The sequence below is a fragment of the Oceanicola sp. S124 genome (genome assembly GCF_000220565.1).
Classification (GTDB): domain Bacteria; phylum Pseudomonadota; class Alphaproteobacteria; order Rhodobacterales; family Rhodobacteraceae; genus Pseudooceanicola.
In genome coordinates this window covers 1-22,023 of sequence record NZ_AFPM01000067.1, presented here as the reverse complement: position 1 = coordinate 22,023, position 22,023 = coordinate 1, and the positions used below count along the sequence as shown (strand labels likewise).

The window sequence follows — 22,023 nt, the reverse complement described above, 5'->3', positions numbered from 1 at the left end:
CCTCCTCAGCGGCTTTCATCGGGGTAGAAGGTCGAGAAATCGACCAGCGTGCCCAGCATCTGCAGATAGGCCACCAGGGCATCCATCTCGGAGACCCCCGGTTCGCCGTCGAAGTTGCGCACGTTGACGCTGTCCTCGCCGTAGCGTTCCAGCAGACCGTCGTAGTCGCTGTCGGGATCGGCCTGGGCCAGGAAGTCGGCCTGGCCGTTCTCGACCATCTCGGGCGTATAGGGCACGCCGAGAAGGGCATGGGTGCCCAGCTCGTCGCTGATGTATTCGCCCTCGATCCGGCGGTTCAGCAGGAAGCCGTACTTCGGCATCACCGATTCAGGCACCACGGACTGCGGGTCGGTCAGGTGATCGACATGCCATTCGTCCGAGTAGCGCCCGCCGACGCGGGCCAGGTCGGGCCCGGTCCGCTTCGAGCCCCACTGGAAGGGCCGGTCGTACTTCGACTCGGCGGCCAGCGAGTAGTGGCCGTAGCGTTCGACCTCGTCGCGCATCGGGCGGATCATCTGCGAGTGGCAGACGTAGCAGCCCTCGCGGATGTAGATGTCCCGCCCCGCCAGTTCGAGGGGCGTGTAGGGGCGCATGCCCTCCACATCCTCGATGGTGTTCTCCAGGTAGAACAGCGGTGCGATCTCGACGATACCGCCGATGGTGACGACTAGGAACGAGCCTGCCAGCAGCAGGGTGGCGTTCTTTTCGAGGAACTTGTGCTTATCAAGAATACCCATTTATCAGCTCCTCATTCCGCCGGCACGAGGCCGTTGGCGGTCTGGACGGCCGGCGCCTTGCGGACGGTCAGCCAGAGGTTTGCGCACATGATCAGCGCACCGGCCAGGTACATCACCCCACCGAGGCCCCGCACCACGTACATCGGGAACTTGGCACCGACGGTATCGGCGAAGGAGTTCACCAGGAAGCCGTTGGCATCCACTTCACGCCACATCAGGCCCTCCATGATCCCGGTCACCCACATCGAGGCGGCGTAGAGAACGATGCCGATGGTGGCGAGCCAGAAGTGCCAGGAGACCATGGAGAGGCTGTACAGCTTCTCGCGGTTCCACAGCTTGGGCACCAGGTAGTAGAGCGCGCCGAAGGTGATCATGCCGTTCCAGCCAAGCGCGCCGGAGTGGACGTGGCCGATGGTCCAGTCGGTGTAGTGGCTGAGCGAGTTGACCGCCTTGATCGACATCATCGGGCCTTCGAAGGTCGACATGCCGTAGAAGCCGACAGCGATCACCATCATGCGGATGACGGGGTCAGTGCGCAGCTTGTCCCAGGCGCCCGAGAGGGTCATCAGCCCGTTGATCATGCCGCCCCAGCTGGGCATCCACAGGATCACCGAGAACACCATGCCCAGCGTCGAGGCCCAGTCGGGCAGCGCGGTATAGTGCAGGTGGTGCGGACCGGCCCAGATGTAGAGGAAGATCAGCGCCCAGAAGTGGATGATCGACAGCTTATAGGAATAGACCGGCTTCTCGGCCTGCTTGGGGATGAAGTAGTACATCATGCCCAGGAAGCCCGCGGTCAGGAAGAAGCCGACGGCGTTGTGGCCGTACCACCACTGCGTCATGGCATCCTGCACACCGGCGAAGACCTGCACCGACTTCGAGCCGAAGATCGAGACGGGAATCACCAGGTTGTTCACCACGTGCAGCATGGCGACGGTGACGATGAAGCTCAGGAAGAACCAGTTGGCCACGTAGATGTGGGGCTCTTTCCGCTTGATGATCGTGCCCAGGAAAACCGCCAGGTAGGCCACCCAGACAATCGTCAGCCAGAGGTCGACGTACCATTCGGGCTCAGCGTATTCCTTCGACTGGCTACCGCCCAGAACGTAGCTGAGGGCCGCCAGCACGATGAACAGGTTGTAGCCCCAGAACACGAACCAGGCCAGGTTGCCGCCCCAGAGCCGCGCCGCCGAGGTCCGCTGGACCACGTAGAACGAGGTGCAGAGCAGGGCGTTGCCGCCAAAGGCGAAGATCACCGCCGAGGTGTGCAGCGGCCGGATCCGGCCGAAGTTCAGCAGGCCCTGGGCCCATTCGAAGTTCAGCACCGGGAAGGCAAGCTGGAAGGCGATGAAGACCCCGACCAGGAAGCCGACCACGCCCCAGAAGGCGGTGGCGATCACCCCGTAGCGGACCACGTCGTCCATGTACTCTCCGGACAGGTCCTTCAGGACCGGGTCCTCATCCGTCTTGCGCAGCGTGATGACGAACATCACCGAGGCGACCAACATGACCACCAGCGCGTTCACCATATACGCCAGGTCGCGCGCATAATTGGCGGCGATCGCGGCGAAAAGCGCGACCAGCCCCAGCGCGACTAGCTTGATTCCATTTGCCATAACGCGTCCCTTTTTCAGTCCGGCAGAGGGAATGGCCCCGCTCTGCCCAAATCGGGTTAACGACTTCCCGCTTCTTGCGCCGCGGTCCGTTCAATTGCCTTGATCTGTATCAATCGCGCACTCGTGATGAATTGATGAAGATCAAAGTGCGTCGATTTCCCACATGATAAACACACCTTATGAACCGGTGAACGGTCAAGCTATCCCTCGGAAGAGTAACGGTTCTTTTCGAAATACAGATCAGGAGGCTAAAATGGCCTACAAGACGATCTTCACGATCCTGACCAGAATGGAGGGCCTGAAGGCCCATCTGGACCAGGTCGCAACCCTGGCAGAGACTCATGACGCGCATCTTGATGTGCTGTGTCTCGGCGTCGATCGCACGCAGGTGGGATATTATTATGCCGGTGCCAACGCGATGGTCCTGCAACAGGCCATCTCGCGGGCAACCGAGGAAAGCCAGGCGCTGGAGGCCGAGGCCAATGCGGTGCTGAAGGGCGCGCCGGTTCGCTATGCGGTGGACACCGACGTGGCCCAGATGGGTGACCTTGGCCGCCATGTCGCCTGGCGCGCGCGTTTCTCTGACCTCGTGGTGCTGCCCAAGCCCTACGGCGAGGGCAAGGGTGTCGAGGACGAGCCGATCACCGAAGCCGTGCTGTTCGAAGGCCGCACGCCGGTTCTGGTGCTGCCCGACGGCGCCGCGCAGGCGCTGACTCCGACGACCCCGCTGATCGCATGGAACGAGACCCCCGAGGCCCTGGCGGCGATCCGCAAGGCGCTGCCGCTGCTGAAGCGGGCCAAGGGGGTGCATGTGGTCGTCATCGACCCGCCGATGCACGGGCCTGACCGTTCGGATCCCGGCGGGATGCTGGCTGCCTGGCTGGCCCGTCACGGCGTGGCCTCCGAGATCGACGTGATCTCGAAGACCCTGCCGCGGATTTCCGACCTGATCCGGCGGCATGCCACCGATGTCGGCGCGGACATGATCGTCATGGGGGCCTATGGCCACTCGCGCTTCCGCGAAGCCATCCTGGGCGGCGCCACCCGGCACATGCTGGAAGAAGCCGAGCTGCCGGTCTTCATGGCGCACTGAGCGCGGGGACCCGACGGCAGGCGTCTGCCCGCAAGCCCCGCTGCCTACCCCGGTGCACGTAGCGTGAAAGAAAACCCCCGCCTGTCAGCGCACAGGCGGGGGTTTTTCCTTGGCCCTGCGGCGCGGCGTCAGACCAGCAGGCCGCCATCCGCGTCATCGCCCGCCTCTTCCAGCAGGCGCGAGAAGTCCGGCACCGTCACGTGGCGCTTGCCCTGCAGCTCGATCACCCCGTCCCGCTTCAGCGCCGAGACCTGGCGGCTGACCGTCTCCAGCGTCAGCCCGAGGTAGTCCGCCATCGCCTCGCGGGTCAGCGGCAGGTCGAAGACGATCCTGCCCGACATCGGCGCGGACTGGATCGAGGCATCGCGGCGCCCGATGATCGCCAGCAGAGAGGCGATCTTCTCGCGCGCGGTCTTGCGGCCCAGCACCAGCATCCACTCGCGCGCGGCGTCCAGTTCGTCCAGCGTCATCTGCAGCAGGCGCTGCGCGATATGCGGCGTGGTCTCCATCAGCTGTTCGAAGGGCTTTTTGCGGAAGCAGCACATCACCAGGTCAGAGGTCGCCACCACGTCGTATGCGGCACCGTCGCGGCCCGGTCGGCCGACGAAATCGCTGGGCAGCAGCAGGCCGACCATCTGGGTGCGGCCGTCTTCCATCGTCTGGGTCAGGGTGGCGATCCCCGAGACCACGGAGCCAACGAAATCCATCCTGTCACCGGACCAGATCACCGTCTGCCCAGCCTCGAAGCTGCGGTAATACTTGATCTCTTCCAGCCGGGCGAGCTCGTCGCTATCGCAACGCGCGCAGACCGCACGGTGGCGGATCGGACAGCCGCTGCAATCCGGGGTCGCGAAAGAGAGGGTGTCCTGAAGCATGAAATCCGGCCAGGTTGATCTGCGTCAATGCGCGTGGGGAAGAATGGGCAAAGAGTAGTCCCATGGTCACCAAAACGCAACTTGAACGCCTGGGACTGTTTGACGCGAAGGTTCCGCGCTATACCAGCTACCCCACGGCCCCGCATTTCTCCGATACCGTCGGGTCGGAGGTGCATCGCGGCTGGATCGAAGCCCTCCCCGAGGGGGCCGAGATCTCGCTCTACGTTCACGTCCCCTTCTGCCGCAGGCTGTGCTGGTTCTGCGCCTGCCGGACCCAGGGCACCCAGAGCGAGGCGCCGGTGCGCGCCTACCTGGATACGCTGCTGGCCGAGCTGGACATGCTGAAGCAGCACCTTCCGGCGGGGGTCCGCCTGTCACGGCTGCACTGGGGCGGCGGCACGCCCACCCTGTTGGCGCCGGACATGATGGAGACCCTTGCCGGGCGAATCGCCGAGGTCGCCCCCTTCGCCGAGGGGGCCGAGTTCTCGGTCGAGATCGACCCCAACGAGGTCGACGAGACGCGGCTGGCGGTGCTGAAGGCGGCCGGCATGAACCGCGCCTCGATCGGGGTGCAGGATTTCGACCCGGCCATCCAGAAGTGCATCGGCCGCGAGCAGAGCTACGAGGTGACCCGCGACGTGATCGCCGCGATCCGCGCCCACGGGGTGGAAAGCCTGAACGCCGACATCCTCTTCGGCCTGCCGCATCAGACCAACGCCAAGATCACCGAGAGCGTGCAGAAGCTGCTCTCGCTCTCGCCCGACCGGGTGGCGCTTTACGGCTATGCCCATGTGCCCTGGATGGCGCGGCGGCAGGGGATGCTGCCCTCGGATGCCCTGCCCACCCCGGCCGAGCGGCTGGAGCTGTTCGCAACGGCCCGCAAGCTGTTCATGTGGGACGGCTACGCCGAGATCGGCATCGACCACTTTGCCCTGCCCGACGACGGGCTGGCCCGCGCCCAGGCCGAGAACCGGCTGCGGCGCAACTTCCAGGGCTATACCGATGACCGCGCCATCGCGCTGATCGGCGTCGGGGCGTCCTCGATTTCACGCTTCCCGCAGGGCTTCAGCCAGAACGCCCCGGCGACCGGCGCCCATACGGCTGCCATCCGCGAGGGCCGCTTCTCGACCGCCAAGGGCCACGCCTTCGCCGGGGACGACCTGCTGCGCGCCCGGCTAATCGAGGCGGTGATGTGCGACTTCCGCATCCGCAGCGCCGAGATCACCCGGGATTTCGGGATCACCGGGGCAGAGCTGCAAGGCCTGTTCCAGGAGGTCGCGACCCGGTTCGACGGGCTGGTACAGGTCACCGAAGAAGGGCTCTTCATCCCCGAAGATGCCCGCCCGCTGACCCGGCTGATCGCCCGCGCCTTCGATGCCTATGACGGCAGCCGGGCGCGGCATTCCTCGGCGATCTGACGGCCGGAACCGGGATCCGGCCCCCTGCGGGGCCGGGCCTCCGGCGGGAGTACTTTCAGCCTGGTGATGCGCTAGTGGTCCATCGCCGCGGCGAAAAGCTCTTTCGTGTAGGCCGCCTGCGGGGCGTCGAAGACCTGCTCTGCCGTGCCCTCTTCCACCACGTCGCCGTGGCGCATGACCATCACCCGGTGGGACATGGCGCGCACCACCTTCAGGTCGTGGCTGATGAACAGGTAGGCCAGCCCGTACTTCTGCTGCAGCCGGCGCAGCAGGTCGACGATCTGCACCTGCACCGTCATGTCCAGCGCCGAGGTCGGTTCATCCAGCACCACCAGGCGGGGGCGCAGGATCATCGCGCGGGCAATGGCGATCCGCTGGCGCTGCCCGCCCGAAAACTCATGCGGGTAGCGATCCATCATCGCCGGGTCGAGGCCCACCTCGGCCATGACCTCGGCCACCTGCTGACGCACCGGCACCTTGCTTTCCGTGCGATGCACCGACAGGCCTTCGGCGATGATCTGCTCGGCCGTCATGCGGGGCGAGAGAGAGCCGAAGGGGTCCTGGAAGACGATCTGCATGTCCTTGCGCAGGCTGCGCAGGTCGGCGGTCGAAAGCGCATGGATGTCTTGCCCGGCAAAGCGCACCTGCCCTTCCGAGCCGATCAGCCGCATCAGCGCCAGCGCAAGCGTGGTCTTGCCCGAGCCTGATTCGCCCACGATCCCAAGGGTTTCGCCGGCGCGCAGCGTGAGGGTCGCGTCATTCACCGCCCGCACGTGGCCGACGGTACGCTTCATCAGCCCCTGCCGGATCGGGAACCAGATGCGCAGGGCGTCGGTTTCCAGCACCACCGGGGCATCGGCGGCCGGCGCTTCGGGGCCACCCACGGTGCCGGCAGAAAGCAGCATCCTGGTATAGGGGTGTTGCGGATCGGCGAAGATCGCCTCGGTCGGGCCCTCTTCGACGATCAGCCCGTCCTTCATCACGCAGACCCGGTCGGCGATGCGGCGCACGATGCCGAGGTCGTGGGTGATGAACAGCAGGCCCATCCCCGTCTCGTCCTTCAGCTTCGCCAGAAGGTCGAGGATCTGCGCCTGGATGGTGACATCCAGCGCCGTTGTGGGTTCATCCGCGATCAGCAGGCGCGGGTTGTTGGCCAGGGCCATGGCGATCATCACCCGCTGGCGCTGCCCGCCGGACAGCTCGTGCGGATAGGCGGTCAGCCGGCTCTCGGCGTCGCGGATGCCGACCTGTTCCAGCAGGGCAATCGACCTCTCGCGGGTCTCGCTGGCGGTGATCCAGGTCGAGAACCGGCTGGAGAGCAGCGCCTTGCCCGCCGCCAGCAGCGCCGTCAGCCCGAGCGCCCAGAGCACGGCGCGGAACAGGCGGCGGACGAATTCCGTGCCGAAAGCGCCGAGGAAATCGAGGCTGGGGGTTTCGGCGCCGTGGCCATGAAGGCCCCATAGGCGGCGAGGAAGGCGAAGAAGGCCAGCAGGCCGACCAGCACCGGCATCGGGTTCAGCCGCATCCAGCCTTCCAGCCAGCGTTTCAGCCAGCCGCGGCCGGTCAGGCCCTGGTGCAGGGCCATGCTCTCGGCCAGCTGCTTCTCGATGGTGTGCAGCGGGTTGAGAGAGGTCATCGGCTCCTGGAAGATGAAGGAGATGTCGTTGCCGCGCAGCTTGCGCAGCTGCGCCGGGGTGGCGCCGACCATCTCCTGTCCTTCGAACCGGACCGAGCCCGAGACCTCGGCGTTGTCGCCCAGAAGCGAGACGGTCGAGAGCGCCGAGACCGATTTGCCCGAGCCGGATTCACCGACCAGCGCCACGGTCTCGCCCTTCTCGACGTGGAAGGACACGCCCTTGACGGCCTCGATCCGCTGGCCGTCCTGGGCGAAGGCGACGCGCAGGTCGCGCACGGAAAGCATGGTCATCGGAAGGTCTTTCTGGGGTCGAAGGCATCGCGGACGCCCTCGAAGATGAAGACCAGCAACGAGAGCATGACGGCGAAGACGGTAAAGGCTGTGAAGCCCAGCCAGGGCGCCTGCAGGTTCTCCTTCGCCTGCAGCGTCATCTCGCCCAGCGAGGGCGAGGAGCTGGGCAGACCGAAGCCGAGGAAGTCGAGGCTGGCCAGGGTGGAAATCGTGCCGGTGACGATGAAGGGCATCATGGTCAGCGTGGCGACCATGGCATTGGGCAGCATGTGGCGGAACATGATCACCCGGTTGCTGACCCCAAGCGCCTTGGCGGCGCGCACGTATTCCAGGTTGCGGGCGCGCAGGAACTCGGCCCGCACCACGCCGACGAGGGACATCCAGCCGAAGAGCACCGTCAGGAAGACCAGAAGCCAGAAGCTGCGCCCGAGGATCGCGAAGAGGATGATGATCACGTAGAGCGAGGGGGTCGAGGCCCATATCTCGATCAGGCGCTGGAAGATGAGGTCGATCTTGCCGCCGAAATAGCCCTGCACGGCGCCCGCGGTGATGCCGATCGCCGAGGAGGCGATGGTGACCACCAGGGTAAAGACGATGGACAGGCGGAAGCCATAGATCACCCGCGCCAGCAGGTCGCGCTTGGTGTCGTCGGTGCCCAGCCAGTTCTGCTCGTTCGGCGGCAGGGGGGCGGCGCCGGGACGTTCGACCGGGCTGTCGTAGGAATAGGGGATCGGCGGCCAGATCGACCAGCCCTTCTCGATCTGCGCGCCGGCGATCTCGCCGTCTTCGGCATCCGCGATCAGGCCCTCGGGATCGTCGAAGCAGGCGTCCAGCCCGCCGGTGGCGATCAGGCATTGCACCTCGGGGTCGCGGTAGACGGCCTCGGTGCGGAAGTCGCCGCCGAACTCGGTCTCGGGATAGAAGCGGAAGATCGGCATGTAGTAGCTGCCCCGGTACTGCACCAGGATCGGCCGGTCATTGGCGAGGAACTCGGCAAAGAGCGACAGCCCGAAGAGCAGGCAGAACAGGATCAGCGACCAGAAGGCGCGCCGGTTGCGGCGGAAGTTGCGCCAGCGGCGCTGGTTCAGCGGTGACAGGCGCCCGCGCCGCTCGGGCGGGGCGACGGGGGTCTGCGCGGGCGCAACGGCGGGCTCGGCGGGGGGGACGAGGTCGGGATGGGACATGGCTCAGCCTTCCCGGCTTTCGAAGTCGATGCGGGGATCGACGAAGACATACATCAGGTCCGACAGGATGCCGACGACCAGGCCGATGAGGCCGAAGATGAAGAGCGTGCCGAAGATCACCGGGTAGTCCCTTTGCAGCGCCGCCTCGAAGCCAAGGCGCCCGAGGCCGTCGAGCGAGAACAGCGTCTCGATGATCAGCGAGCCCGAGAAGAAGACGCCGATGAAGACCGAGGGGAAGCCGGCGATCACGATCAGCATCGCGTTGCGGAAGACATGGCCATAGAGCACCTTGCGCTCGGTCTGGCCCTTGGCGCGGGCGGTGATCACGTATTGCTTCTTGATCTCGTCGAGGAAGGAATTCTTGGTCAGCAGGGTCAGCGTGGCGAAGGCCGAGATGGTCGAGGCCAGCACCGGCAGGGTGATGTGCCAGAAGTAGTCCCCGATCTTGCCCAGCAGGCTGAGGTCCTGCCAGTTGTCCGACACCAGGCCGCGCAGCGGGAAGATCTGCCAGTAGGACCCGCCGGCGAAGAGCACCAGCAGCAGCACGGCGAAGAGAAACCCCGGGATCGCATAGGCAACGATGATGATCCCCGAGGTCACGTTGTCGAAGCGCGAGCCGTCGCGCACCGCCTTGCGGATGCCAAGCGGAATCGACACCAGGTAGGCGATCAGCGTCGACCACAGCCCCAGGGTGATCGAGACCGGCATCTTGTCGATCACCAGCTCGATCACCGTACCGGCGCCGAAATAGCTGTCTCCGAAATCGAGCCGCACGTAGTTCCACAGCATCAGCATGAAGCGGGTCAGCGGCGGCTTGTCGAAGCCGAACTCCTTTTCCAGCTTCTCGATGAACTCGGGCGGCAGGCCGCGCGCGCCGACGTAGTCGGAGTTGTTGGCCTGGTCGAACATGTTCGCGGTGTCCGGCCCGGCGCCGGTGAAGCCCGCGGTGACATCGCCCTGCCCCTGCATGTTGGCGATGATCTGCTCGATCGGGCCGCCGGGGACGAACTGGGTCAGGGCGAAGTTGATCACCATGATGCCCAGCAGGGTCGGGATGACCAGGGCCAGGCGACGAAGAATATAGGCTCCCATTCCGGCGGTTACCTCAGCGCGCCGCTGGCCTTGAGCTGCGCGGCGGCCTCCTGGTCGATCCACCAGAAGTCCAGGTAGCCCAGGTCATAGGGCGGCATCTTTTCGGGGGCGGGGTGGCGGTACATGTCGAAATAGGCCACCCAGTAGTCGGCGATATAGCCGGTCGGCACGATGAAGAACTCGTAACGCAGGGCCCGGTCCAGGGCCATCAGCGCCACGTCGGTCTCTTCCTGGCTGGTCGCCTCGAAAGAGGCCTTGAGGATCGCATCGACCAGCGGGCTGGCAAGCCCGGCGGGGTTGAACAGGCTGAACTCGGCTTCCTTCGAGCCATACATCTGCGTCAGCCCGCCGCCGGTCGACAGGAAGGCCCCGTACTGGGTGGAATACAGCATGTCATAGTCGCGATCCCGGCGGCGCAGGGTGTACTGTGAGGGGTCGATCTTTTCATAGCTGGCATCCACGCCGATCTGGCGCAGGTTCTGCACGAAAGTCTCCTGCATCCCCTCGACCGAGGTCTGGATGTTCGACGGGATCAGCATGTTGACCTTCAGCGTCTCGCCGGCGGCATTGCGGCGCAGGCCGTCCGAGCCGACCTCCCAGCCGGCCTCGCCCAGCAGGGCCGAGGCCCGGCGCAGGTTGCCGCGATCGCCGAGGCGGGCCGGGTCGGATTCATGCATCTGCCACGGCTCTTGCGTCATCAGTTCTTCGGGCACCACGTCGCCGAGGCTCTCCAGGAAGGCCTTCTCGGCGCCCTCGGGCAGGCCCATGGCCTCGACCGGGGTGCCCTCGACGAAGGAGCTGCGCGGCGAATAGAGGCCGAAGAGCAGGGATTCGTTGGACCATTCAAAGTTGAAGGCCAGGGTCAGCGCCTCGCGCACGCGCTTGTCGGCCAGCTGCGGGCGCGCCAGGTTGAAGACGAAGCCGGTGGGATTGGGCGGGCTGCCGTCCGGCACTTCCTCAAGCTGCACGGCGCCGCTGGCGACCTTCGGGAACTCGTATCCGGTCGACCATTGCTTGGGATCGCTCTCGACCTTGAGGGTGTATTCCCCGGCCTTGAACGCCTCGAAGGAGGTTGTCTGGTCCGAGAAGTACTCCACCCGGATGCGGTCGTAGTTGTGGCGGCCCCGGTTGAAGGGCAGGTCCTTGCCCCAGTAGTCGTCGCGGCGGGTGTAGACCAGGCGGCGGTTCACCTCGTAGCTGTCCAGCTGGTAGGGGCCCGAGCCCGGCGCCACCTCCATCCGCGGCTCGTCCAGCCGGCGGTTCTCGGGATCGGCCTCGAACCAGGACTTCTGGAAGATCGGGGTCGACCCGACGGTTTCGACCCGCGACCGCTTGGACAGCTCGGGATTGAAGGTGAACTTCACCGTGTAATCATCCAGCGCCTCGGCGCTGGTGACCATCTCGCTGACCGCCTGGGCATAGGAGGGCAGGCCCTGGGTGACGAAGAGCGTGTGGGAATAGACCACGTCGGCCGCGGTGACGGGGCTGCCATCCGGGAAGACCGCCTCGGGGCGCATGTGGAAGATCACCCAGTCACGGCTCTCGGGGTATTCGAGGCTTTCGCAGACCAGGCAGTAATACTGGCCGACGCTGTCAGCGGTGGTTTCCAGAAGGGAATCATAGAGGATCGTGGTCAGCGCCCCGGCGCGCCCCTTGCGGGAATAGGGATTCAGGCTGTCGAAGGTGCCGGTGGCGCCGATGGAGATCTCGCCGCCCTTGGGGGCATCGGGGTTGACGTAGGCCAGATGGGCATAGTCCGCCGGGTAATCGAGGTTGCCGAAGTAGGAATAGCCGTGGCTGGTGATCACCGTCTCGGACGCGGCGTCCTGGGCTTTCGCCGGTGCGGCGAGGGCCAGCGCCGCGATCCCGAGACCCGAGAGCAACAGCAGCGCCGGGCGAAGGAAGGAGCGCGCTTCGGCATGGGCGATGGCCTCGGGCAGGGGACGGCGGACAGCAGTCGGGACAGGGTGGCGGGGGGCATCTTCGGGGCGGGGACGGGAATTTGGACGCTGCATCGGAAACTCCTCGACTTCCTTCTGGAAACTGGCCCGCTTCGAAATGGCGCTTCCGGACAGTCTGTCCAGCCACGCCGCAAGACGGCCCTTGGTGACGGACAGGCTAATCAGCGCGGTCATGCATGTTCAAGACGAGAATGCGTGAGAAGTGGTTACCAGCTGCTTACCGACGGTTCACCAATGCAAACGGCCGCCGGCAGGGCTGCCGGCGGCCGCAAAATTGGGCCCGATGTGTGGCGCGGGGGCGATCAGCCGCCCAGCGATGCCAGGTAGGCGATCACGTCGGCGCGGTCTTCCATGTCCTTCAGACCGGCGAAGGACATCTTGGTGCCGGGCGCCGCGGAACGGGGGTTCTCGAGGAAGGCCTGCAGGTTTTCCGGGGTCCAGACGTCGAAATGCTCTTCGAGGGCACCCGAGTAGGAGAAGCCGTCGACCGCATCGACCGCACGCCCCACCACGCCATCGAGGTGCGGGCCGGTGCCATTGGTGCCATCGACCTTGTGGCAGGCCTTGCACTTGTTGAAGACGCGCTCACCCGCGCCGGCATCGGCCTGGGCGAAGAGCTCTTCGAACGAGGGGCCGTCTTCGGCCGGGCCGGCATCCTCGGAGGCGCCGGTCTCGATCACGTAGCCGCGGGCATGCTCTTCCCCGTCGCCGTGGCCACCAGCCGCGCTGGTGTCGTAAAGTTCGTCCGCAGCCCAGTTGGCCAGCAGGAAAACCAGCAGCGTGCCGCAAAGGCCGCCAATGATCTTCGTTCCCGTCATCGTGTCAAACATATGCGCTGCGTCCCTGATGAATCCGTAGCCAGTTCTCGGCGGGTATCTATCCGCTTCCCCTTGCTCAAGGCAAGGTGTAGTTACCGCGACCAAACGCCCACCCGGGCGGATTTGTCGGAAACAACACGGAAATCCCCAGAATGACACGCCGAATTGCCTTCCAGGGAGAGCTGGGTGCCTACTCGCACCAGGCCTGTGTCGAAGCCTGCCCGGAACTGGAACCCCTCCCCTGCCGCACCTTCGAAGATGCCATCGCCGCGGTCAAGGACGGGCTTGCCGAGAAAGCCATGCTGCCGGTCGACAATTCCACCTTCGGGCGGGTTGCGGATATCCACTACCTGCTGCCGGGCTCGGGGCTGCACATCGTCGGCGAGGCCTTCGTGCGCGTGCACATCAACCTGATGGGACTGCCGGGCACGCAGCTGTCCGACATCACCTCTGCCACGTCGCATTCGATGCTGCTGGGTCAGTGCCGCGGCTTCCTGGCCCAACACGGGATCGAGCGCATCACCGGCGCCGATACCGCCGGCTCGGCGCATCTTATCTCGCAGCAGAGCGACCGCTCGCGCGGGGCCCTGGCCAGCGAGCTGGCGGCCGAGGTCTACGGCCTCGACGTCCTGGCCCGCCATATCGAGGACCAGGCCAACAACACCACCCGCTTCCTGGAGATGTCGACCGCGCCCGACCACTCTCGCCGCGGCGATCATGGCATGATCACCACGCTGATCTTCGAAGTCCGCAACATTCCGGCGGCGCTTTACAAGGCCATGGGCGGCTTTGCCACCAACGGCATCAACATGACCAAGCTGGAAAGCTACATGGTCGGCGGCAGCTTCACCGCGACGCAGTTCTATGCCGATATCGAGGGCCATCCCGAGGATGCCAACGTCCAGCTCGCGCTGGACGAGCTGAGCTACTTCTCGTCGCACCTCGAGATCCTGGGCGTCTACCCCGCCGACCGGCGCCGCCACTGAGCCGGGCGTAGGGCGGGAGATATCCCGCCTTTCGCTGCCCCCGGCATGAGGGCGCGGGGCGGGCCGAAGGTGGGTTTCACCCACCCTACGACAGGCTCAGCCGGGGAACTTCGGGGATTTCTCGAGCGAGGCGGCAAATTCCGCCATGCGGTCGGCCAGACGCTTCTCGATGGTGCCGCGCGCCAGGCGCAGGGACTGGATCAGCAGCCGGGCCGAGAGGGTCCTGGGCTTGATCTCGGTCTCGACCCGCAGCCGGGTGCGGGCGCGCGACAGGGCCACCAGGTCGACCTGCACATGGCCCTTCAGCCCCTCCGATCCCAGTTTCAGCTGCATCCGCTCGGGCGCCTCGAAGGCGACGACCTCAAGCCCGATGTCGCGGCGCTTGCCGCGCAGGTCGAAACGCACGTCCCATCCCGCCCCCAGGCCGTTGGCCGGAGGATTGTCCCGCCGCCGCACCTCGGCGCCGCGTCTTATCGCCGAGCGTTCGAAGGCATGGAAATCGGTGATCCGGGCGAAAACCTCGTCGATCGGCGCTCCGATGTCTTCCTTCACTACGAATTTCATGGATCAACGACCACCGCACCTGCCCCGGAAACTGGGCCAGACAATCGCGTCAATCCAGGGTGTCCGCAAGCCAATTGCGCAGAAGATGCTCGGCGATGGCGCCCTGCCGCGGACGGCGGATCGTCGGATGCTCTCCCGCGAAGACCTGGACCAGCGCCTCGCGGGACAGCCAGAGCGCATCCTCCAGCTCGACAGGGTCGAGGGTGATCCGCTCGCTCAGCGCGGTGCCGCGGCAGCCGAACATCAGCGAGTTGGGGAAGGGCCAGGGCTGGCAGGACAGGTAGTCGACCGCGCCGACCGCCACGCCGGTCTCTTCGCGGACCTCGCGGCGCACGGCGGCCTCGATGGTCTCGCCCGGTTCGACGAAACCGGCGGGCAGGGAATACATCGCCTCGGGCCAGCCCGGCGAGCGCCCCAGCAGGACCCGGTCGCCGCGGGTGATCAGCATGATCACCACGGGATCCGTGCGCGGGAAGTGCCGCGCGCCGCAGGCCGGGCAGGCGCGCTGCCAGCCGGCCTCTTCGGGCAGGGATGGCGCACCGCAGCAGGCACAGAACCGATGCGTCTGGTGCCAGGAGAACAGCGCCCGCGCCATGGCCGAAAGCTCTCCCTCTTCCGGGCTGAGGCCGTACATCACCGCACGCAGGTCGCAGAGGTCCTGGCCCTCTGCGAACTCCGGATGGTGGGGCGGCTGCGCGGCGCCCTCCGGCGGGACCCAGGCCGAGATGTCGCGGGCAAAGACCGGCCCCGTGGCGCTGCGCCCCAGCAGGACCGGCGGCTCTTGTGCTGCCGCCAGCGCCGGGTGATCCATCGCCAGCCGCGCGAGATGTCCGCCCTCTGCCAGCACCAGCCCGCGCCAGAACAGCAGGCAGCGCGCGTCCCTGTCGGCCTGCAGCGCCGCGGTATCGCCACGCGCCTCGGCCAGCCGGTCCAGCCCGCTGTCCCCGAAGGTCATCCGCCCGGAGGCGCCCGCATCAAAGATCATGTCCATGCCCTGCCCTTTCCTGCCTGCGCCGCAGACTGCACCGCCGCCGGGCCGACCTCAATGGCCCACAGGCGCGACGCCTGCCCGGCGATCTGCCCAAATCTCCGGCGCAGGCCTCGACCAAAGGCCTCTTTCCGCCCGCCGGAAAAGGCGGACACTTCCGTGAGGGCAGCAGCCCCGCGTTATGATAATGTCACGGGCAGGCGACATGTTGACGGCCGAACCCAGAAGGAGTCCACCATGACCTTGAAACAATCCACCAGCCTGTCCCGGCGCGGCTTCCTGGCCGGGACCATTGCCGGAGCCTCCTTGCTCAGCCTGCATCCCTTCTCGGCGCGCGCCGCCGGCACCCAGGCGCACCTGCGGATTATGGAAACGACGGACCTGCACGTCCACGTCTTCCCCTACAACTACTATGCCGACAAGCCCGACGACACCGTCGGCCTGGCCAGGACCGCCGCCCGGATCGAGGCGCTGCGGGCCGAGGCCACCAACACCCTGCTGATCGACAACGGCGACTTCCTGCAGGGCAACCCGATGGGCGATTACATGGCCTATGAACGGGGCATGGCCGAGGGCGACATCCACCCGGTGATCGCCGCGATGAACACCCTGGGCTACGATGCCTCGACGCTTGGCAACCACGAGTTCAACTACGGCCTCGACTTCCTGATGAAGTCGGTCGCCGGCGCCCAGTTCCCGATCATCTCGGCCAACGTGGTCAAGGAGATGGCGGCCTCGCCCACTGGCGACACCACGCTGCTGCCGCCCTATGTCATCCTCGACCGCACCGTGACGCTGGGCGACGGCACCGAGGCGCCGATCAAGGTCGGCCTGATCGGCTTCGTGCCGCCGCAGATCATGACCTGGGACCGTAAGCACCTTGAGGGGTCTGTGCAGGCCCGCGACATCGTCGAGACCGCCCGCGCCTACGTGCCGGAGATGAAGGAAAAGGGTGCCGAGATCATCATCGCCCTGTCCCACTCGGGCATCGGCTCGGCCCAGCATGAAGAGGGGATGGAAAACGCCTCGGTTCCGCTGGCCGAAGTCGAGGGCATCGACGCGCTGATGACCGGCCACAGCCACCTGGTCTTCCCCTCGCCGACCTATGCCGATTACGCCGCCGTCGATGTCGAGACCGGCAAGATCCACGGCAAGCCCGCCGTCATGGGCGGGTTCTGGGGCAGCCACATGGGCCTGATCGACCTGCTGATCGAGCGCGAGGGCAACGAATGGCGCGTCGTCGCCTCTGAATCCGAAGCCCGTCCGATCTACGAACGCGACGACAACCGCCAGGTCGTTCCGCTGGTCGAGGATGTGCCCGCCGTGCTGGCCGCCGTCCAGCAGGAACACGACGAGACCCTGGCCTATGTCCGCCGTGCCGTCGGCAAGACCGCGACGCCGCTGCATTCCTACTTCGCGCTGGTCGCCGATGATCCCTCGGTGCAGATCGTCTCGAACGCGCAGAGCTGGTACATCACCGAGATGATGAAAGGCACCGAGTACGAAGCCCTGCCGCTGCTCTCTGCCGCCGCCCCCTTCAAGGCCGGTGGCCGCGGTGGCCCCGAGTATTACACCGAGGTGCCCGTGGGCGACGTGGCGATCAAGCATGTCTCGGATCTCTACCTCTACCCCAACACCATCCGCGCGGTGAAAATCACCGGCGCCCAGCTGAAGGGCTGGCTGGATCGCTCGGCGGGCATGTTCAACCAGATCGAGGCGGGCTCGACCGACGCGCTGCTGCTGAACCCCGACTTCCCCAGCTACAACTTCGACGTGGTCGACGGCGTGACCTACAAGATCGACCTCTCCAAGCCGATGATGTTCAACCGCGACGGCGAGAAGATTTCGGACGAGAGCCGGATCGTCGATCTGATGTACGACGGCCAGCCGGTGACCGACGACATGGAATTCGTCGTGGCCACCAACAACTACCGCGCCGGCGGCGGCGGCCACTTCCCGGGCGCCGATGGCTCGACCGTGATCTTCGAGGGGCCGGATACCAACCGCGACATCATCGTGCGCTACATCGTCGAGAAGGGCACCGTCGATCCCAAGGCCGATGCCAACTGGACCTTCGCGCCGATGGACGGCACCACCGTGCTGTTCGAGACCGGCCCGGCGGCGGCGAAATACGCCGCCTCCGTCGAGGGTGTGACCATCGAGGAAGCCGGTCCCGGCGAGGGCGGCTTTGCGCTGTTCCGCATCACGCTCTGACCGGGTGCAGATCGTCGGGAGGGGTCGCCGGTGGCGGCCCCTTCTGCTTTCCGGCCCTGGCCCGTCACGCGGCCGAACCTGCAGAGAGGCCACCGGCGGGCTTGCCCTCAAAGGGGGGCCGGGGCCAGACTGACGCCAGCCTCGACAGGACCGGACGCCGCATGTTCCTTGCCCATCTTCCCGCCGGATATCTTCTTGCCCGCCAGCTGGCGAAACGGCGGGCGCTGATCCTGACCGGTTGCGCCGCCTCGCTGCTGCCGGACACCGACCTGCTGTGGTTCTACCTTGTCGATCAGCGCCAGACCCTGCATCACGCCTACGTGTTCCACTGGCCGCTGTTCTGGATCGCCACGGCGCTGGCGGGCTGGGGTCTTGCCCGCGTGCTGAACCGGCCCCGCATCCTGCCCTTCCTTGGCGTCGCCCTCGCCTGCCTGCTGCTGCACATGGTGCTTGATTCCCTTGCCGGGGGCATCGCCTGGCTGGCCCCGCTGTCGGATCTCGAGCTGCGGCTGGTCGAGGTCCCTGCCCGCCACGGCTGGTGGGTCTGGAACTTCGTGCTGCACTGGACCATGCTGGTCGAGGTGCTGATCCTCGCAGCCTTCGCCATCGCCCTTTCCCGGGACCTGCGCCGCCCGGCACCGGGCGCAGGTGTCGCGCCGTGACCATGCCTCCCGCCGCCTTCGAACTGCGTCGCGCCCTCGACGGGCTGGTCTACCGGTTCGACCTTGCCACCGACGACAAGGGCCGTCCGGGCTACCGCCGCGCCGACCGCGATCTGTGGATCCGGCGCCATCCCCGCCTTGGCTGGATCGCCGGCAGCCCCGAGGCCGACGAGGTCTTCGGCCGTCCCTGGGACGTGCCACCGGAAGACCAGGGAGAGGCCCCGCCCGAGGGCATCTGGGTCAGCCGCAAGGGGCACAAGTCCTATGTCTACGCGCTCGTCTGGCTGTAACGGGGTGCTGTCGCCGGGGTTGCAAAACCCCGCGCGCTTTCCTATGTAGCGCCTCGAGAGGTTGGCGCGGGCAGGCGCCTCGCCAACCCGGTCAGGTCCGGAAGGAAGCAGCCGTAACGAGTCCCGCTTGGGTCGTTGTCCAATCTCTCACCCAAGCGTGCCCGTTAGGCGGGCGCGCGCCAGCCCGACAGCGTATTTCAAAGAAATGCGCGAGAGGGCCCCTCCCCCAAGAACTTTCCAAAGAAACACTCCTCCCACACCACGGCCCCGGTACGGGACGGCGGGCGGGGCGATGCGCACAGCGCGAGCGCCGACCCGTCTTCCCCCCGGCCTCCTGCTGGACGCTGCCCGCCCGGCCCTTTAGTCTGCGCCCCAGACGACCCCAGAAAGGCGCATGATGTCCGAGTCCGAGCAGACACAATCCGGCCCCTACCAGGTCCTGGCGCGGAAATACCGCCCCGAGACCTTCGCCGATCTCGTCGGCCAGGACGCCATGGTGCGGACCCTGAAGAACGCCTTTGCCGCCGACCGCATCGCCCAGGCCTTCATCATGACCGGCATCCGCGGCACCGGGAAGACCACCACCGCCCGGATCATCGCCAAGGGGATGAACTGCATCGGCTCCGACGGGACCGGCGGCCCCACGACCGAGCCCTGCGGCCAGTGCGAGCACTGCCGCGCCATCATGGCCGGTCGCCATGTCGACGTGATGGAGATGGACGCGGCCTCGAACACCTCGGTCAACGACATCCGCGAGATCATCGACAGCGTGAACTACCGGGCCGCCTCGGCGCGCTACAAGATCTACATCATCGACGAGGTCCACATGCTCTCGACCAGCGCCTTCAACGCGCTGCTCAAGACGCTCGAGGAACCGCCCGCCCACGTGAAGTTCATCTTCGCCACCACCGAGATCCGCAAGGTCCCGGTGACGGTGCTGTCGCGCTGCCAGCGTTTCGACCTGCGCCGGATCGAACCCGAGGTGATGATCGCGCTCTTGCGCAAGATCGCCGGCAGGGAGGGTGCCGAGATCAACGACGACGCCCTGGCGCTGATCACCCGCGCCGCCGAGGGCTCGGCCCGGGATGCGACCTCGCTGCTGGACCAGGCGATCAGCCACGGCGCGGGGGAAACCACCGCCGAGCAGGTCCGCGCCATGCTGGGCCTCGCCGACCGGGGCCGGGTCATGGACCTCTACGAGATGATCATGAAGGGCGATGCGGCCGCCGCCCTGACCGAGTTGTCGGCGCAATACGCCGATGGCGCCGATCCGCTGGCGGTGCTGCGCGACCTGGCCGAGATCACCCACTGGATCTCGGTGGTGAAGATCACCCCCGACGCCGCCGAGGATCCGACCATCGCGCCCGACGAGCGCGCCCGCGGGATCTCCCTGGCCGAGCGCCTGCCGATGCGGGCGATGACCCGGATGTGGCAGATGCTGCTGAAAGCGCTGGAAGAGGTCTCGGCCGCGCCGAACGCGATGATGGCCGCCGAGATGGCGGTGATCCGCCTGACCCACGTGGCCGAGCTGCCCTCGCCGGAAGAGCTGGTGAAGCGGCTGAAGGATGCGCCGCGTCCGCCGGATGGACCGATGGGAGGCCCGAACAGCGGACCCAATGGCGGCGGCGGAATGCCTGCGCGGAGCGCAGGCGCGCCTGCGGCGGGCGGGGGGGCCTCGGCTTACGCCTCGGCCCCCGCCGGTGGCGGCGGCGGTGCCCCCTCGGGTGCGGGGCACAGCATGCTGGCCGAGGATGTCGAGCAGGCGCTGGCCCGTTACCCGACCTTCGAACACGTGGTCGAGCTGATCCGCGCCAACCGCGACGTCAAGCTGCTGGTCGAGGTCGAGACCGGCGTGCGCCTGATCGCCTACCGCCCCGGTCGGATCGAATTCTCGCCCGCCCCCGGCGCCCCGAAGGACCTGGCGCAGCGCCTCGGGGCGACCCTGCAACGCTGGACCGGCAACCGCTGGGTGGTGATCCTCGGCAACGAACAGGGCGCCGAGACCGTGGCCGAGAAGCGCGACGCCAAGACCCGCGAGATCCACGCCGAAGCCGCTGCCCACCCGCTGATGCAGGCCGTGATCGCCGCCTTCCCCAAGGCCGAGATCACCAAGGTCGTCAGCCGCCAGGAGCTTGCCGCCCAGGCCGAGGCCGAGGCCCTGCCCGAGGTCGAGGACGAATGGGATCCCTTCGAGGACGAATGACCCCTCGCGCCCCGCGCCCGGACCCCCTATCTGACACGACAGACCGACATACAGCAGACTGGGGCGCCCTGAGCGCCCGACACCAAGGAGAGACGAGATGTTCAAGGGCCTCGGCCAGATGGGCGACATGGCGAAGATGATGAAGACCGCCAAGGAGATGCAGGCGAAGGTCCAGCAGCTCCAGGAGGATCTGCACGAGATCACGGTGACCGGCGAAAGCGGCGCCGGGCTGGTCAAGGCCGTGGCCTCGGCCAAGGGCGACCTCAAGAGCCTGGATATCGACCCCTCGATCTTCGACCCGAACGAGAAGGAAGTGGTCGAGGACCTGATCCTCGCGGCGATCAAGGACGCCCAGGCCCGCGCCGCCGAGCGCAGCCAGCAGGAGATGGCCAAGATCACCGAAGGCCTTGGCCTGCCGGCCGACTTCAAGATGCCCTTCTGATCGGAGACAAGGCATGTCGGGTGGCCGCGATATCGACGCGCTGATCGAGATGATGGCGAAACTGCCCGGCCTCGGCCCCCGCTCGGCCCGCCGGGCGGTGCTGCAGCTCGTGCGCAAGCGCGAGCTGCTGTTGATGCCCCTGGCGGACCTGATGCAGCAGGTCGCCGTGACCACCCGCGAATGCACCCGCTGCGGCAATCTCGGAGAGGGGCCGCTCTGCCCGATCTGCCTCGACACGAAACGGCTCGCGGGCGAGCTCTGCGTGGTAGAGGACGTGGCCGACCTCTGGGCGATGGAGCGCTCGGGCACCTTCAAGGGCCGCTACCACGTGCTGGGCGGCACCCTCTCGGCGCTCGACGCGGTCGGCCCGGAAGAGCTGCGGATCCCGCAACTGGTCGACCGGGTGGCCGAGGAAGGCACCGAAGAGGTCATCCTGGCGCTCAACGCCACGGTCGACGGCCAGACCACGGCGCATTACATCGCCGAACAGCTCGAAGGCAGCGTGCGGCTGACCTCCCTCGCCCAGGGCGTGCCGATCGGCGGCGAGCTGGACTACCTCGACGACGGCACGATCACCGCCGCCCTGCGCGCCCGCAAGGAGATCTGAGCGCCCCGCCGCAGGCCAGATGCCGCCGTGGGCTGCCAAACGCGCCGGGCACCAAACACAGGCCACCAAGCACAGGCCACCTGTTCCAGCCCACCCTCCGCAGGCCACCGGCCCGGGAACACGCCTCTCCCGCTATCTCCCCGAACAGCCTGAAACCAGCGCCCAAGTCCAGGCCCCACTCCGGTACCCGGCCCCGAAAACAGGCTCAGGCTCAGGCTCAGGCTCAGGCTCAGGCTCAGGCTCAGGCTCAGGCTCAGGCTCAGGCTCAGGCTCAGGCTCAGGCTCAGGCTCAGGCTCAGGCTCAGGCTCAGGCTCAGGCTCAGGCTCAGGCTCAGGCTCAGGCTCA

Annotated in this window: 20 protein-coding genes, 1 other RNA gene and 1 pseudogene; 10 read left to right on the top strand and 12 right to left on the bottom strand. The window is 66.7% G+C overall.

Going from position 1 to position 22,023, the window contains the following annotated elements:
• Positions 1-5: 5 nt before the first annotated feature.
• Complete coding sequence (gene ccoO, locus OS124_RS0105710) at positions 6-737, bottom strand: cytochrome-c oxidase, cbb3-type subunit II (RefSeq protein WP_010138428.1); 732 nt, start codon at positions 735-737, stop codon at positions 6-8.
• A gap of 11 nt (positions 738-748) precedes the next feature.
• The gene (ccoN, locus tag OS124_RS0105705) at positions 749-2,353 is read right to left on the bottom strand and encodes a cytochrome-c oxidase, cbb3-type subunit I (protein WP_010138426.1); all 1,605 of its coding nucleotides are present in this window, start codon (positions 2,351-2,353) and stop codon (positions 749-751) included.
• A gap of 253 nt (positions 2,354-2,606) precedes the next feature.
• On the opposite strand from ccoN, the gene OS124_RS0105700 reads away from it, so the two are divergent.
• Positions 2,607-3,446 (top strand): universal stress protein, encoded by an 840-nt coding sequence (locus tag OS124_RS0105700; RefSeq protein ID WP_010138425.1) that lies wholly within the window; start codon positions 2,607-2,609, stop codon positions 3,444-3,446.
• Positions 3,447-3,574: 128 nt separating this feature from the next.
• Here the strand turns inward: OS124_RS0105700 and fnrL are convergent, their stop codons facing one another.
• Positions 3,575-4,321, bottom strand: coding sequence for a transcriptional regulator FnrL (gene fnrL, locus OS124_RS0105695; protein ID WP_010138424.1), 747 nt, complete (start codon positions 4,319-4,321; stop codon positions 3,575-3,577).
• 62 nt (positions 4,322-4,383) lie between these two features.
• Between fnrL and hemN the strand changes: the two genes are divergently transcribed.
• On the top strand, positions 4,384-5,739 hold the full coding sequence (gene hemN / locus OS124_RS0105690) for an oxygen-independent coproporphyrinogen III oxidase (RefSeq protein ID WP_010138423.1): 1,356 nt from the start codon (positions 4,384-4,386) through the stop codon (positions 5,737-5,739).
• Positions 5,740-5,810: 71 nt separating this feature from the next.
• Here hemN and OS124_RS23795 read toward each other — a convergent pair whose 3' ends face one another.
• The 6 genes and pseudogenes from OS124_RS23795 to OS124_RS0105665 form a co-directional block, all read right to left on the bottom strand.
• On the bottom strand, positions 5,811-7,061 hold the full coding sequence (locus OS124_RS23795) for an ABC transporter ATP-binding protein (RefSeq protein WP_237708080.1): 1,251 nt from the start codon (positions 7,059-7,061) through the stop codon (positions 5,811-5,813).
• Between the two features lie 236 nt (positions 7,062-7,297).
• Positions 7,298-7,666, bottom strand: a pseudogene (locus OS124_RS26935) (ATP-binding cassette domain-containing protein); the annotation flags it as partial.
• On the bottom strand, positions 7,663-8,850 hold the full coding sequence (locus OS124_RS0105680) for an ABC transporter permease (protein WP_010138422.1): 1,188 nt from the start codon (positions 8,848-8,850) through the stop codon (positions 7,663-7,665). The gene OS124_RS0105680 and the pseudogene OS124_RS26935, both read right to left, overlap by 4 nt.
• Positions 8,851-8,853: 3 nt before the next feature.
• Positions 8,854-9,942, bottom strand: coding sequence for a microcin C ABC transporter permease YejB (locus tag OS124_RS0105675; RefSeq protein WP_010138421.1), 1,089 nt, complete (start codon positions 9,940-9,942; stop codon positions 8,854-8,856).
• 8 nt (positions 9,943-9,950) lie between these two features.
• Positions 9,951-12,077 carry an extracellular solute-binding protein gene (locus OS124_RS0105670; protein ID WP_010138420.1) on the bottom strand — a complete coding sequence of 709 codons (2,127 nt, stop codon included), beginning with the start codon at positions 12,075-12,077 and terminating at the stop codon, positions 9,951-9,953.
• A gap of 128 nt (positions 12,078-12,205) precedes the next feature.
• Positions 12,206-12,733, bottom strand: coding sequence for a c-type cytochrome (locus tag OS124_RS0105665; protein ID WP_010138419.1), 528 nt, complete (start codon positions 12,731-12,733; stop codon positions 12,206-12,208).
• A 140-nt stretch (positions 12,734-12,873) separates the two neighbouring features.
• On the opposite strand from OS124_RS0105665, the gene OS124_RS0105660 reads away from it, so the two are divergent.
• Positions 12,874-13,707 carry a prephenate dehydratase gene (locus tag OS124_RS0105660; protein ID WP_010138418.1) on the top strand — a complete coding sequence of 278 codons (834 nt, stop codon included), beginning with the start codon at positions 12,874-12,876 and terminating at the stop codon, positions 13,705-13,707.
• A 96-nt stretch (positions 13,708-13,803) separates the two neighbouring features.
• On the opposite strand, the gene OS124_RS0105655 is transcribed toward OS124_RS0105660, so the two are convergent.
• The gene (locus tag OS124_RS0105655) at positions 13,804-14,271 is read right to left on the bottom strand and encodes an SRPBCC family protein (protein WP_029375203.1); all 468 of its coding nucleotides are present in this window, start codon (positions 14,269-14,271) and stop codon (positions 13,804-13,806) included.
• A 49-nt stretch (positions 14,272-14,320) separates the two neighbouring features.
• The gene (nudC, locus tag OS124_RS0105650) at positions 14,321-15,262 is read right to left on the bottom strand and encodes an NAD(+) diphosphatase (RefSeq protein ID WP_010138415.1); all 942 of its coding nucleotides are present in this window, start codon (positions 15,260-15,262) and stop codon (positions 14,321-14,323) included.
• A gap of 234 nt (positions 15,263-15,496) precedes the next feature.
• Here nudC and OS124_RS0105645 point away from each other — a divergent pair, with 234 nt between their 5' ends.
• The 7 genes from OS124_RS0105645 (at position 15,497) to recR (ending at position 21,677) form a co-directional block, all read left to right on the top strand.
• Entirely contained in the window at positions 15,497-17,473 is a 1,977-nt protein-coding gene (locus tag OS124_RS0105645) for a bifunctional 2',3'-cyclic-nucleotide 2'-phosphodiesterase/3'-nucleotidase (protein WP_010138414.1), read from the top strand.
• 161 nt (positions 17,474-17,634) lie between these two features.
• Positions 17,635-18,135 carry a metal-dependent hydrolase gene (locus OS124_RS0105640; RefSeq protein WP_010138413.1) on the top strand — a complete coding sequence of 167 codons (501 nt, stop codon included), beginning with the start codon at positions 17,635-17,637 and terminating at the stop codon, positions 18,133-18,135.
• Positions 18,132-18,425 carry a hypothetical protein gene (locus OS124_RS0105635; RefSeq protein ID WP_010138412.1) on the top strand — a complete coding sequence of 98 codons (294 nt, stop codon included), beginning with the start codon at positions 18,132-18,134 and terminating at the stop codon, positions 18,423-18,425. The genes OS124_RS0105640 and OS124_RS0105635 overlap by 4 nt, the downstream gene beginning before the upstream one ends.
• Positions 18,426-18,480: 55 nt before the next feature.
• Positions 18,481-18,577: signal recognition particle sRNA small type (gene ffs, locus OS124_RS26445), an RNA gene on the top strand.
• 242 nt (positions 18,578-18,819) lie between these two features.
• Positions 18,820-20,628: a DNA polymerase III subunit gamma/tau gene (locus OS124_RS0105630; protein WP_010138411.1), complete on the top strand. Its 1,809-nt coding sequence runs from the start codon at positions 18,820-18,822 to the stop codon at positions 20,626-20,628.
• A gap of 97 nt (positions 20,629-20,725) precedes the next feature.
• Positions 20,726-21,070, top strand: coding sequence for a YbaB/EbfC family nucleoid-associated protein (locus tag OS124_RS0105625; protein ID WP_010138410.1), 345 nt, complete (start codon positions 20,726-20,728; stop codon positions 21,068-21,070).
• Positions 21,071-21,083: 13 nt separating this feature from the next.
• On the top strand, positions 21,084-21,677 hold the full coding sequence (gene recR / locus OS124_RS0105620) for a recombination mediator RecR (RefSeq protein ID WP_010138409.1): 594 nt from the start codon (positions 21,084-21,086) through the stop codon (positions 21,675-21,677).
• On the opposite strand, the gene OS124_RS27905 is transcribed toward recR, so the two are convergent.
• On the bottom strand, positions 21,623-22,023 hold a 401-nt coding region (locus tag OS124_RS27905), incomplete at its 5' end, for a hypothetical protein (protein ID WP_040606708.1). The two genes, recR and OS124_RS27905, sit on opposite strands and share 55 nt — an antisense overlap.

What these genes read in the sequence shown, in the direction of transcription:
- OS124_RS0105680 (WP_010138422.1), bottom strand. Translation starts at nt 8,850, where the DNA reads ATGTCCCATCCCGACCTCGTCCCCCCCGCCGAGCCCGCCGTTGCGCCC.
- OS124_RS0105660 (WP_010138418.1), top strand. Translation starts at nt 12,874, where the DNA reads ATGACACGCCGAATTGCCTTCCAGGGAGAGCTGGGTGCCTACTCGCAC.
- hemN (WP_010138423.1), top strand. Translation starts at nt 4,384, where the DNA reads ATGGTCACCAAAACGCAACTTGAACGCCTGGGACTGTTTGACGCGAAG.
- OS124_RS0105625 (WP_010138410.1), top strand. Translation starts at nt 20,726, where the DNA reads ATGTTCAAGGGCCTCGGCCAGATGGGCGACATGGCGAAGATGATGAAG.
- OS124_RS0105665 (WP_010138419.1), bottom strand. Translation starts at nt 12,733, where the DNA reads ATGTTTGACACGATGACGGGAACGAAGATCATTGGCGGCCTTTGCGGC.
- OS124_RS0105655 (WP_029375203.1), bottom strand. Translation starts at nt 14,271, where the DNA reads ATGAAATTCGTAGTGAAGGAAGACATCGGAGCGCCGATCGACGAGGTT.
- OS124_RS0105640 (WP_010138413.1), top strand. Translation starts at nt 17,635, where the DNA reads ATGTTCCTTGCCCATCTTCCCGCCGGATATCTTCTTGCCCGCCAGCTG.
- OS124_RS0105670 (WP_010138420.1), bottom strand. Translation starts at nt 12,077, where the DNA reads ATGACCGCGCTGATTAGCCTGTCCGTCACCAAGGGCCGTCTTGCGGCG.
- ccoN (WP_010138426.1), bottom strand. Translation starts at nt 2,353, where the DNA reads ATGGCAAATGGAATCAAGCTAGTCGCGCTGGGGCTGGTCGCGCTTTTC.
- ccoO (WP_010138428.1), bottom strand. Translation starts at nt 737, where the DNA reads ATGGGTATTCTTGATAAGCACAAGTTCCTCGAAAAGAACGCCACCCTG.
- OS124_RS0105630 (WP_010138411.1), top strand. Translation starts at nt 18,820, where the DNA reads ATGATGTCCGAGTCCGAGCAGACACAATCCGGCCCCTACCAGGTCCTG.
- OS124_RS0105675 (WP_010138421.1), bottom strand. Translation starts at nt 9,942, where the DNA reads ATGGGAGCCTATATTCTTCGTCGCCTGGCCCTGGTCATCCCGACCCTG.
- recR (WP_010138409.1), top strand. Translation starts at nt 21,084, where the DNA reads ATGTCGGGTGGCCGCGATATCGACGCGCTGATCGAGATGATGGCGAAA.
- nudC (WP_010138415.1), bottom strand. Translation starts at nt 15,262, where the DNA reads ATGGACATGATCTTTGATGCGGGCGCCTCCGGGCGGATGACCTTCGGG.
- OS124_RS0105700 (WP_010138425.1), top strand. Translation starts at nt 2,607, where the DNA reads ATGGCCTACAAGACGATCTTCACGATCCTGACCAGAATGGAGGGCCTG.
- OS124_RS0105645 (WP_010138414.1), top strand. Translation starts at nt 15,497, where the DNA reads ATGACCTTGAAACAATCCACCAGCCTGTCCCGGCGCGGCTTCCTGGCC.
- fnrL (WP_010138424.1), bottom strand. Translation starts at nt 4,321, where the DNA reads ATGCTTCAGGACACCCTCTCTTTCGCGACCCCGGATTGCAGCGGCTGT.